11 protein-coding genes are annotated in these 11,547 nt (G+C 47.5%); 6 read left to right on the forward strand and 5 right to left on the reverse strand.

The features are described 5' to 3' along the window. Nucleotides 1-21 precede the first annotated feature (21 nt). Nucleotides 22-729 carry a monofunctional biosynthetic peptidoglycan transglycosylase gene (gene mtgA / locus IE064_RS11820; protein ID WP_189617996.1) on the forward strand — a complete coding sequence of 236 codons (708 nt, stop codon included), beginning with the start codon at nucleotides 22-24 and terminating at the stop codon, nucleotides 727-729. A 53-nt stretch (nucleotides 730-782) separates the two neighbouring features. On the opposite strand, the gene IE064_RS11825 is transcribed toward mtgA, so the two are convergent. The 3 genes from IE064_RS11825 to IE064_RS11835 form a co-directional block, all read right to left on the reverse strand. Then, nucleotides 783-2,675: a methyl-accepting chemotaxis protein gene (locus IE064_RS11825; RefSeq protein WP_189617997.1), complete on the reverse strand. Its 1,893-nt coding sequence runs from the start codon at nucleotides 2,673-2,675 to the stop codon at nucleotides 783-785. 336 nt (nucleotides 2,676-3,011) lie between these two features. Next, entirely contained in the window at nucleotides 3,012-3,680 is a 669-nt protein-coding gene (locus tag IE064_RS11830) for a glutathione S-transferase family protein (protein WP_189617998.1), read from the reverse strand. 16 nt (nucleotides 3,681-3,696) lie between these two features. Next, complete coding sequence (locus IE064_RS11835) at nucleotides 3,697-4,308, reverse strand: glutathione S-transferase family protein (protein ID WP_189617999.1); 612 nt, start codon at nucleotides 4,306-4,308, stop codon at nucleotides 3,697-3,699. 88 nt (nucleotides 4,309-4,396) lie between these two features. On the opposite strand from IE064_RS11835, the gene IE064_RS11840 reads away from it, so the two are divergent. Further along, nucleotides 4,397-4,969, forward strand: a complete 573-nt coding sequence (locus tag IE064_RS11840; RefSeq protein WP_189618000.1) for a TetR/AcrR family transcriptional regulator — start codon at nucleotides 4,397-4,399, stop codon at nucleotides 4,967-4,969. Between the two features lie 53 nt (nucleotides 4,970-5,022). Here IE064_RS11840 and IE064_RS11845 read toward each other — a convergent pair whose 3' ends face one another. Beyond that, nucleotides 5,023-7,053, reverse strand: a complete 2,031-nt coding sequence (locus tag IE064_RS11845; protein ID WP_189618001.1) for a dipeptidyl-peptidase 5 — start codon at nucleotides 7,051-7,053, stop codon at nucleotides 5,023-5,025. Nucleotides 7,054-7,182: 129 nt separating this feature from the next. After that, on the reverse strand, nucleotides 7,183-8,454 hold the full coding sequence (locus IE064_RS11850; protein ID WP_189618002.1) for an MFS transporter: 1,272 nt from the start codon (nucleotides 8,452-8,454) through the stop codon (nucleotides 7,183-7,185). A 346-nt stretch (nucleotides 8,455-8,800) separates the two neighbouring features. On the opposite strand from IE064_RS11850, the gene IE064_RS11855 reads away from it, so the two are divergent. The 4 genes from IE064_RS11855 (at nucleotide 8,801) to IE064_RS11870 (ending at nucleotide 11,444) form a co-directional block, all read left to right on the forward strand. Further along, entirely contained in the window at nucleotides 8,801-9,343 is a 543-nt protein-coding gene (locus IE064_RS11855; protein ID WP_189618003.1) for a phosphatase PAP2 family protein, read from the forward strand. 27 nt (nucleotides 9,344-9,370) lie between these two features. After that, entirely contained in the window at nucleotides 9,371-9,721 is a 351-nt protein-coding gene (locus IE064_RS11860) for a diacylglycerol kinase (protein WP_189618004.1), read from the forward strand. A gap of 108 nt (nucleotides 9,722-9,829) precedes the next feature. Further along, nucleotides 9,830-10,984, forward strand: coding sequence for an energy transducer TonB (locus IE064_RS11865; protein ID WP_189618005.1), 1,155 nt, complete (start codon nucleotides 9,830-9,832; stop codon nucleotides 10,982-10,984). Nucleotides 10,985-11,123: 139 nt separating this feature from the next. Then, nucleotides 11,124-11,444, forward strand: a complete 321-nt coding sequence (locus IE064_RS11870; RefSeq protein ID WP_189618006.1) for a YceK/YidQ family lipoprotein — start codon at nucleotides 11,124-11,126, stop codon at nucleotides 11,442-11,444. The last annotated feature ends 103 nt before the right edge of the window (nucleotides 11,445-11,547 follow it).

Genomic DNA, 11,547 nt, shown 5'->3' on the forward strand with positions numbered 1-11,547 from the left:
GTAGGAAACTGGAGTTCTTTAATGGCGACAGCCGGAAGCGGATGGTGGCGAGGGTTGTGGCGCTGGTTCTGGCGCCTGTTGTGTCTGTGGTTGCTGCTTTCGTTGACTGCTGTACTGCTACTGCGTTTTGTGGATCCGCCCTATTGGAGTTGGCGTTTAGCTCGGACTATTGATCCGCCAGCAAAAATCACCCAAGTGCAGCAGCAATGGCAACCGCTTTCTGCCATTTCCCGCAACTTACAACTGGCGGTGATCGCCAGCGAAGATCAGCGTTTCCCTGAACACTTTGGTTTTGATTTCAAACAGATTAGCGATGCTATTGCCGATGCCCGTAAAGGTGATAGTTTGCGTGGTGCCAGTACAATCAGTCAGCAAACGGCAAAAAATCTCTTTATGTGGCCTTCGCGCAGTTTTGTGCGTAAAGGGCTGGAAGCCTGGTTTACGCTGTTACTTGAACTGTGTTGGGACAAACAACGGATTTTGGAAGTCTATCTCAATGTGGTGGAATTTGGGCCCGGTATCTATGGTGCCGATGCTGCCGCACACCATTACTTTCACAAACCCGCTGCCAGACTGAGTCGTTACGAAGCGGCGTTGCTAGCGGCAATATTACCGAATCCATGGCATTACCGCATCACCCCACCATCCGCTTATATGGCTGAACGGGCGGACTGGATCAGCACCCAGATGCAGCAGTTGGGGCAGGTAACGTTGCAAAAGCTAGATTGAGTCACAGATAGCGGATTAAGGATTGGTCAATCCGCTATCTGGCACACGCATCGTTACAGTTTAAAGCGCGACACTTCTTGATGTAATGACTGGGCAAGTACAGCAAGTTGCTGGGCTTTGCCAGTGGCATCTACCGCTTCATCGGATAAATGCTCTGAAACTTCTCTGATGGATTCAGTATTACGGTTTATCTCGCCAGTAACTGATGTCTGTTCTTCGGCTGCGGTGGCTATCTGACTGGCCATGTCAGAGATACGTGTGATTGCTTCTGAGATATGCTCCAGACTGGTGCTGGCAACGGTAACATCCGACACACTGGTTTCGGCGAGGCCGTAACTGGAGTTCATAGAGTCCACCGCTTTCGATGCGGTTTGCTGTAAGGTTTCAATCATGTTTTGTATTTCTTGGGTAGAGGCATGAGTTTTCTGCGACAACACTCGCACTTCATCAGCAACTACGGCAAATCCGCGACCTTGTTCTCCCGCTCTGGCCGCTTCGATGGCGGCATTAAGCGCCAGTAGGTTCGTCTGCTCAGCGATGTTGCTGATGGTCAACAATATGCTGTTGATGGCCTGGGATTGGTTATTCAGTTCTTTGATGATGACCCCAGCATGTTCGACCTCAGTCGCGAGGCCATTAATCGATGAGTGACTTTTTAACACCTGCTGTTTACCTTCATCGGTAAGCAGTACCGCTTCTTTGGCAGTATTCGCGGTTTGCTCAGCATTGCTGGCAATCTCTTCGGTAGCGCTTGCCATCTCGGTCACTGCGGTGGCGACCATGGTGACTTCATTCTGCTGCACCGAGATATTCTGGCTGTTATTTTCAGCGGAGGTTGTGGTGGTTTTAGCTTGTTCCTGCAGCCGTTCTGCAATGTCACGGGTTCTGGAAATCATGCCATGAAGTCTTGCAACGAAACGGTTGAAGCCACTGGCCAGTTTGCCAATTTCATCTTGTTCGTTTTTAACCTTGATACTGACCGTTAAATCACCTTCACCTTCGGCGATATTTTGCAGTGCAGTCGATACACTCTCTAATTCTTGGAACTGAAATTTAAAGACCATGTATGAGGCAAAAGCAAATATAACCAGGAAAATAATGCCGGTAACAATCATTTTCCACGCCAGACCTGATGCCTCACTCATAATAATGTCTTTATCCATAATGAAGGCTAAAGCCCATTCAGTATTTGGCAGGTTAACAACATATATCAGCTGTTCAGAGTCATTAATATTTTTCTCATATAAATCGTCAGAATTGGCCATTAAATTCATTTCAGAGGAGGTAAAGCTGTCATTGATCTCGCGCATCTGTTTACCGTTGAACGAGGCGTCCGGATGACTAATAATTGTTCCATCATGATCAAATAAAATACCGTAGCCGTTTCCTGGCAGGTGTAATTTACGTACGGCTTCAGTCAGTTCATCAATGGCAACATTTACGGTTGCTACCCCATAAAAGACATTGTTTTTCCTGATGGGAGTGGCAATGGTGACGACCATTTTTTTCATGGCGGCACTGACATAAGGCTTGGTCACAAACATTGCATTTGTACTTTTCACACCTTTGTACCAGGGGCGAACCCGTGGATCGAAGCCTGGGGTCACAATAGATGGATCCTGACGGATCATATTGCCCTGTTCATCTCCCATGGAGGTCAAGCCGAATTGCATCGCTTCGTGAATCAATACCAGATAGGGCACCGGAGATTCATCCAGATGTTGTTCAAGGGTTTTTGCCAGGCTTTGCACCGCATTTTTTCTGTCAAGTATCCATTGTCCTTTGTCCACTGCAAAGGTATTGGATAATTCTCTTACTTCTCTTTTGGTATTTGAAAGTGAAGTATCACGAATGACATAAGATGACAGTGCTACCATCAAAGTTAATATTAACAATATAGAAACAACACAAAAAATAAGAAGCCTAGACTTTAATGTAAAATACATGCCTATTACCTTAATTAGGGAAATAACAATAAATTAATAGTATTTATTGATAATCTCTAATTAGTCATTTTGTGCATATTTAATTGTGTTAGATATTATTTGTTGATCACATAATTTTTAGCTTTTAATTAGATTTAAATTTATATGGCAGAATCTATAAGCTGGATATTCAATGCTTATTTATCTGTGAAATAAAGGTGTATTCACAAATGCTATGAATACATGATTAATCTTGAATGAATGATGATGAATTGCTTTTTGCAGAAAATAGCAAAAAGGTGTGGTATAAAAAATCCGGAGACAACCGTGGAGATAGCCGATTGTCTCCGGTTGGGATTAACGGCTCACCATATTGCGGATACGTTCAGCTTTCTCCTCAGCGGTTTCGTTGCTGGGCGCGGGTATTTGCAAGCCTCGCTGTACTGCCGGACGTGCGGCGATTAGCTGCAGCCAGCGTTGCAGGTGCGGTAACCCGTCAATGCTGATACCGCTCCATTCATGGATATTGACCCAAGGCCAACTAGCAATATCGGCAATGCTGTAGTCGTTACCCGCAAGGTATTGGCTGTGTGCCAACTGACTATCCATCACTTCAAATAGACGACGGCCTTCATTCTGATAACGCTCAATGGCTTCGGGGATCTTTTTTGGGAAATAACGGTAGAACACGTTTGCCTGACCCATCATTGGGCCAACACCGCCCATTTGAAACATCAGCCACTGGAGCACTTGTGACCGTGCTTTGGCCTCTACCGGTAACAATTTTCCGGTTTTCTCCGCCAGATATAGCAAGATGGCACCCGATTCAAACACGGCAAAATCATCGTTGTCATGGTCCACAATGGCAGGAATACGGCCGTTGGGATTAATTTTTAGAAACGCAGACTGTTTCTGCTCCTTGGCAGCTAAATCCAGCGCATGAACTTGATAGTCCAGTCCCAGTTCTTCTAAAGCAATCGAGATTTTGTGGCCGTTAGGCGTGGCGGCGGTATACAACTCAATCATGGGAACTCCTTTACGATTATAAAAACGCATCATGCTGCTGCAACATCTGATACCAGTCACTGATACGCGGGTAGTTGCCGATGATCACTAACTGTAGTCGGGCTTCGCAGAAGGTGATCAATACATAAGCGCTGATGTCGGCGACTGTGAGGTGTTTTCCGGCTAGGTAATGCTGGCTTTGCAGCTGTTGCTCTAGCAATGGCATAAACTCAGCGACGCGCTTTTTGCTTTCTTCACCCCAGGCACTGACACAGGTTTCTCGGTCACGGTAGACGCCGGAAAGATTACGGAATGCCTGGAAGGCTGGGATTAACCCCTGCCACTCCACAATGCGATTCCACATCTCTACCTGAGCTTTCTCTAATGGCGTTTGACCAAACAGATACCGTTGATTCGGAGTAACTTCGTCAAAGTAGCGGCAGATGGCCAAGCTCTCACACAGATGGGTATTGGCATCAATTTCCAGCAGCGGTACTTTCAGGTTGATGCTCATTTGTCGGTAGGTTTCCGAGAGGTTTTCACCACCGCGAATATCAACAGTGACTCTTTCAATTTCGACACCAAGGGCTTTCAAGAAGATATTAACCCGGCGACAACTGGGGGTGGTGGCAACTTCATAGAGTTTCATCAAGCGCTGACCTTTTTCGGAACGATCGGTTAGATTACACTCTAGATAATATCAGAACGATCAGTCAAGAATAACTTGAGGAAATGTTATGGCACGTAGTTGCGGTTTTGACCGCGAGCAAAAACTGGAACAGGCGATGCAGTTGTTCTGGCAAAAAGGCTTTGCCAACACCTCAATAGCCGATTTGGTGCAGCGATTGGGGATCAACCGCTTCAGCCTGTACAACAGTTTTGGTGATAAACAGGCATTATACGAAGCAGCACTGCAGCGCTATTTGGCTAAGGCGACACAACACCTGCAGCCGTTAATGCAACCAGACGCTGGGTTAGCACAAATAGAGGTGTTTTTGCGGCAGTTTGAACAACGGCAGCAGGACAATCCGTTCGGCTGTTTTATTCAAAATGCGGTGGTTGAGTATGCAGGAACCGATGCGATGGTAACGGCACAGGCTCAGCAGCTGTTTAGTCAGGTGCAAGTGGCGCTACGAAGCGCCCTCGAGAATGGTCAGCAGCAGGGAGATATTAGCCTCAAACTATCAGCAGACGATTTGGCAGCGTTGATGTTAGTGCAGATGCAGGGGATGCGCGTGCTGAGTAAAGCCCAGCGTTACCAAGATATCAGCCGTGCTGTCGACAGCTTGTTACAGATCTTGCGCAGTTAAATGCTTGCAAACGAAAAGGCGGCCACAGCCGCCTTTTTAAGTGGATATGCGTATTATTGTGGCCCTGGTGGAGCAAATTTTGCCATCCACTCCTGCACTTGATGGTACCAATAGATGGAGTTATTGGGTTTCAGTATCCAATGATTTTCGTCCGGGAAATACAGCATACGTGATTCTACGCCACGGCTTTGTAGGGTGCGAAACAGCTCAAATCCCTGCCCAACTGGCACGCGAAGATCCAGTTGCCCATGGCTGACTAATGTTGGGGTATTGAAGTTAGCTGCAAAGTAATGAGGCGAGATAGTTTGGTACAACGCTGGGTTGTCCCAGTAGTTGCCAAAGCGGGTGCTGTGTACGGCAAAGTCTGATGCCATTTGTGAATACATATCGTACACCGCCGCATGGATTAGCAACGCCTTGAATGGCTGTTGTGGCGTGCCAAGTATGATAGAACTTAGGTATCCCCCGTAACTGCCACCTCCAGCAACCATACGTTCACTGTCTATCCAGGGTTGATTTTTAAACCAGTCGGCAGCTTTCAGCACGTCTTCCAATGATTTGCTTTTCCAGTCCGGGTTGATGGCATCGGCATAGGCCTGACCAAAACCACTGGAACCATGGAAATTAGGCCAAGCAGTGACATAACCCCAAGAAGCGAATGTCTGGGCATTCCAGCGAAAGTGAAAACCATCGCCAATGGCATTGTGCGGCCCACCATGGATCAACAGAAACAACGGATACTTTTTACTGCGATCAAATCCAGGCGGGTAATGCACCCACATCTGAATATCATCCCCGTTGTAGCCCTTATAGGTGACGGATTCGTAGCTACCAAGCCGCACATCGCGCAATACGTCATCGTTGAACTTATCCAGACGTGACACTTTGCCATTTTGGGGATTAATACTGACTAACTGTGGTGGTTGCAGGAAACTTTCATTGCTGGCGACCAACAGTCCTGTGTCACTCACTGACGGTAGGCTGAAATTGGTGTCATGTGTAACAGCACGGTGCTGACCGCTTTGGGCATCAATGTAGTAGATACGATTGGTCGCGGCATCATCTATGCTGGCGTAAAAGCCTTTGCTGTCAGGTGTCCAGCGCCAGTTATTGATGGAGCGATCCCAGTTGTCGCAGAGACTGCGCAGTTTGCGGCTACTAAGATCCAACAACACCAGTCGTGCGATATCTGCATAAAATCCGGGGATATGTTGTTGGTTAAAGGCCAGTGTCTTTCCGTTCGGGCTGAACTGTGGAACGTCATCGGCCGCGGGGTTATCCGGGGTGATATTTTCGGCGTTGTTGCTACCAATTGCCGCCAGAAACAGGTCCAAGTTGGGATCGACGCGGTTAGCCGAGCCATAGCTGGAAAATGCAATCCATTTTTCGTCAGCTGAAATGTCGTAGCTGCTGCGTCCTTGGTTAGAACGGAACAACTCATGGCCTAATGGCTGGGTAATCGCAGTAACTTCGCCCCCATCTGCCGGGATCCGAAATACATGAGCCTCACGGCGTTCGTCCAGCCAGTGATCAAAATAGGCATAGGGCAAGGCATTCCATTGATGGGCACTGACTTTATTGTCTTTGTCAGCTTTCAGCTGTTCTTTCATCTGTTCCCAGTTTTTACCGGGAAAAACATGGCTGATGAAATACAGATGCTTGCCGACCCACTTGAGACCTGAAACGCCGCTGGGGACATCACTCAGCCGCTGCGCTTCACCTGGCAGGTTCAGCGGTAATAGGTATATCTGACCCGCTTCGTCGTCGTTGCGCTTGCTAATAAATGCCAGTGTGCTGCCATCAGGTGAAAATACCGGCTCACTGACTTTCATTCCGGCGATAGTTAATGGTCGTTGTTGGTTGCCATTCGGTGCAAACCACCATAACTGGGTCGAACTTTTATCGGTTTTAACATCGTACTCGGTGACCGGGGCAATGATGTGATTGCCGGCCGGGGCCACCACCGGTGTACCAATTCGTTTAAGCTGCCATAGGACTTCTGCCGATAACGGTTTATTGGCTTCGGCCAGTGCTGACGTCATTGGTTGCAGTAGACAGAGTAGAATTAACGCTGTTTTTTTCACTCGCAGGCTCCTTGGAATAATGAGTGGCAGCGTAACTGCCAGTGATTTCCGGTGTTAACTATAGTTGCGAATGTTGAAAATAAACTGAGCGGATAGTACGGAGAGTAACTCGCCGCATGCTGATATCAATCAGTCGGCGCGAGGAGTCTTCGATACGGGCTTGTCGAAACGGCTGAAATCTGGGCGCGGTAAGCTATCCAAGATGCGGTAAAGTGCAATAACCAATACAGTTAGCAACGCGGCGGTGGCGAACAGTGCGGGTCCGCCCCAATGGTCAAGAATAATCCCGCCCCCTAAGGGCGCGAGTGCAAAGCCAAAATCATAGGCTGACGCCGCGCCGAAATACGCGCCGCGCAGATGATCCGGTGCCAGTCTGTCGATATGCACATTCATAGTAGGAAATAGAATGGTTTCACCCAAACTGAGTACCACTATGGCACCAATCCAGCCCCAGAATAGTTCAATGGGATTCAGTGCCAGCCATAGTTGCGATATCAGCAATAACAGTAAACCCATTTGAATGCGTCGTGTTAGTGGATAACCTGCCAACAATTTCAGTAACAGAAACTGCGATGAGATGATCACGCAGGCGTTGGTAAAGATAATACTGGATATCAACGACAAAAGTTCAGGCGCTTGCGCTCGGGTCAGGTATTGGATCAGTGAACTGTCGGTCTGAGCATAAATAAACATGCAGAGAATATTGGCAAGGATCAGACACTGTAGCAGTTTGTCCGCCAATAGTACTTTTAGCGTCATGGCCACACCGTAACGGGCGGGCGGTGGTGTATCATCGACCTGCGTCGGGTGTTTTGGTGGCTGATGTTGAAAGCCCCAATGCAACATCAACATCAACAAGGCAAAGGCCGCCGCTGTGATATAAAAACTGGATTGTTGCCCGGTCAATCCCATCCAAACACCTGCGATGGGGCCTACGGCACACCCGGCATTGACCATAAAATATAATGCTTGCATTGCCAGTTCACGGGTCTGTGGCTCGGCAATAATGTCACCTATGGTCGTAGCCGTCAGTGGCCGCCAAAGCGAGGTCGCAACGGCACAAAGTGTCATCACTACCACATAGCCACTGACCGAATTGACCTGCGCCAACAGTGAAAATGAGATGATGTACAACCCGCCAGCAACATACATCAGCGTACGGCGACCAAAGTGATCTGAGAGCGCGCTGCCGATAAAACTGGTGAATACGGCAATTACTGCGGCATTGGACAACACCAAGCCTACCTGCGTCGCCGTCAGCGCAAATTTTTCATATAGGATCACCGCGAGAAACGGCCACACCATGAAGTAGCTGCCACGGGTAAAGAAAGACCCCAGCAGCAGTATCCACATCAGTGGCGGAAATTGCCGGATGCGGGCCAGAGAAATATCACTGTACACCTGAGTTGCTTTAACCTGAAATGTTAATGAAATGAGTAGATTTAGGATTGTAGCGATCTGGCGTAATTTTAGATAGTCAGTCGAAAGCTTTTCATCCCATCACCCGCAATTAGGCTGCGGAGGTAAGTTCTTTTTGCTATTGTCGGCACTTTTCTGTGTGCAGACATCGATACAGCTGTATTTCCCAAACGATAGTTTTCAGCAGTAACAATTTTACGAGTGTGACGAGATATTTCCCTAGCGTTAATTGTTACTTAATTTTTGCACCTTAGTTTGGCGAGTTTGACTCTCAGCACAGCATAGGATTAGGTCTGCCGTGCTATTTATGGATAACACAAGGAACGCGATGAAACCTTTTCAATCACTGTTTACCGCCGCACTGCTGGGTGGTGCTATGATGTACAACGTTAGTGCTCAGGCCGCTAGCACTATTGAAATATCCGGTGATGCTGGTTTGGTGCTGGTGCCAGCGCTGGCTTGGGGAATGAGCGAATGGTGGAATGATGATGAAGGCCAGCAGCAGTTTTACTGGTCAATGGGCAGCACTTTACTGACGACCGAACTGTTGAAGTACACCATCCATGAACGGCGGCCGGACGGTGACGGTAATGATAGCTTTCCTTCGGCCCATACCTCGTTGACCTTTTCGGCGGCCACCTATATCCAGCAGCGTTATGGTTGGAAAAGCGCACTGCCATTTTATGCGGCCGCCAGTTATGTTGGTTGGACTCGCGTGCAATCAGAGCGTCATCACACCAAAGATGTACTCGCTGGGGCGCTGATAGGTTATCTTAATGCCCGTTATTTTACTGAGCCTTATCATGGTGTGCAGGTTTCTGCTTATGCGGAAGGCGGGAGTATCGGCTTGAACTTGCATATGGCATTCTAGAGCGATAGTTTTTTGTCGGAACTTTGCGTGAAAAATCAGTCTTTCATCAAGAAATTAACATACGCTGTTGATGGTTTTTTCTATGCGGTAAAGCAAGAGCATAATATGCGCCGTCATCTGGCGGCGGCGCTATTGGTGGTGTTGGTGTTTGCCTGGTTGCAGCCTGCAGCGCTATGGTGGGCGCTTATTGTGCTGTGTATTGCGCTGGTGTGGGCGGCAGAACTGATTAACTCGGCACTAGAAGGCTTGATCGATCATTTACACCCTCAGATCCATCTGCAAATAAAACATGTGAAAGACATGCTAGCCGCGATGGTGCTGGTGTTCAGTGTGGCAGCTGTGATCGTTGGTCTGCTAGCATTATACTCCTGCCTATAGCCTAACTTTCTGTTACTGTTTATTAGCAACTGCTATGAAACATCTCATTGAAGCGTTGCCATTATTGCGTTAGCTTGTCATGGTCGTTGTTATCATAAGGATATAGCTGTGCAAGGTTGCATTGATGCGTTTTCATTGTTAAATCATTCGTTTTTTTCTCCTCGTAAAACCTTTTACTGCGGTCTTTTAGCGGCGGCAGTTGCTGTGTCTTCTCCGGTGTTTGCTGACAGTAATAGTGATAAGTTTCATGTGGCCTATCAAGCATATCAGTCAGCGGTTGACGCTAAGGATAACCAGCAGATCCTGTTGATGGCAGCGCAGGTTTATAAGCTGGGTGAATCCGTTTACGCCAAAGACAGCGCCGATTTTGCCGCACTCACCATGAATTGGGCACGAGCACTGAGCCACAATACCTCACGAACGTTTGCGCGGGATAACGATAAGCGTCAACAGGCCAATGCCTTGTATCAACAGGCGCTAAAGATCTACCAACACCTTTATGGTGACGACTCGGTGCAGTTAATTGACGCTCTGCTAGGAATGGCTGCAACCGAACAAAGTCCGGCTCATGCTGACAGTGTGTATCGTAACGCCATCGATATTGCTGAAGATAATCATGATCAACTGTTAGCAGCCAGCATCAAGATGACAGCGTTTCATGATCTTTATGGTTCCAGTGCCTATACCCGTAGCGTGCGTGATTATGCATTTGAGGCCTACGATGTATTTAAGGAAAAATTAGCGGTTGATGCTGTCAGCCGCGTTGAAACTGAATTTGAAGTTGCCAAAATATATTTTATTGAAAGGAAGTACGCGGCGGCAGAACCACTCTTTCTGGACGTCGTTAAGCAGTTTTCAGTACTGAAATATTCCCACCCTTACGCGCTTTCGGCGCATGCGATGTTAGTCAGGCTCTATCAACAGCAAAATAATCCTGATAAAGCTACAGAGCACTGCCAGGCGATTGGCCGTATGACACCGTGGAAAGAGAACCAAGAGCAAACGCCATTGTTTAGAGTCCCACCTGAATACCCGCGTACGGCGGCCAAAAGGTTGCAAGATGGCTGGGTGCAACTGGAATTTACTATCGACAAGGACGGTTTTGTTAAAGATCCTAAGGTGTTGCAATGGGAAGGCAGCAAAGCATTTGAAGCCAGCAGCATCAAAGCACTGGAGCGCTGGCGATATGCGCCTAAATTTGAGAACGGTGAACCAGTAGCCGCGACCAGTCGCGTCCAGCTAGACTACAAGATTAACCGCTAACGGCAAGGTAGTAATAGGATTCAGTTGAAATAGTATGTTGTGAGTAAAAAAGTTGTAGCGACTTGATATACCAGTGCAAACACTTGTGTTGATACATTACTTGGTATAACACCAAAATACATGAAATATGGGAATGGATATGAAAAAGTCATGGATGATAAGTGTGGCGATTATTAGTGTATTTATGACAGCAGCTTGCTCTACGGTGTATTCCATTTCTAACGGCGAAGCCGCACCTTATTCTGGAACTGCTCAGAATATTCAAGCAATTAAGGCTGCTAGTGGTGAACACAGCCGCTGTGGTTTACCGAATTGCAATGGTAACTGGGAATTGTATGGGTATTTAGCAATGGCTGACTTTCTTCCTAGCATGATTATCGATACGTTGCTGTTACCCGTCACACTGACAGCGGATTCCGTGGGGGAAAGAGCCCCGTCAAAAGACAGTGCTCAGCGTTAATCAATTTGTTATGACACAACGGATTTGTCACTCTTCAGGCATACATAAATGATATTTGTGACTGTCCGCTGACAAACAAAGAAGGCACCTGTGGACGCCTTCT

Origin of the sequence: Shewanella fodinae, from assembly GCF_014651955.1 — a bacterium.
Classification (GTDB): Bacteria; Pseudomonadota; Gammaproteobacteria; order Enterobacterales; family Shewanellaceae; genus Shewanella; species Shewanella fodinae.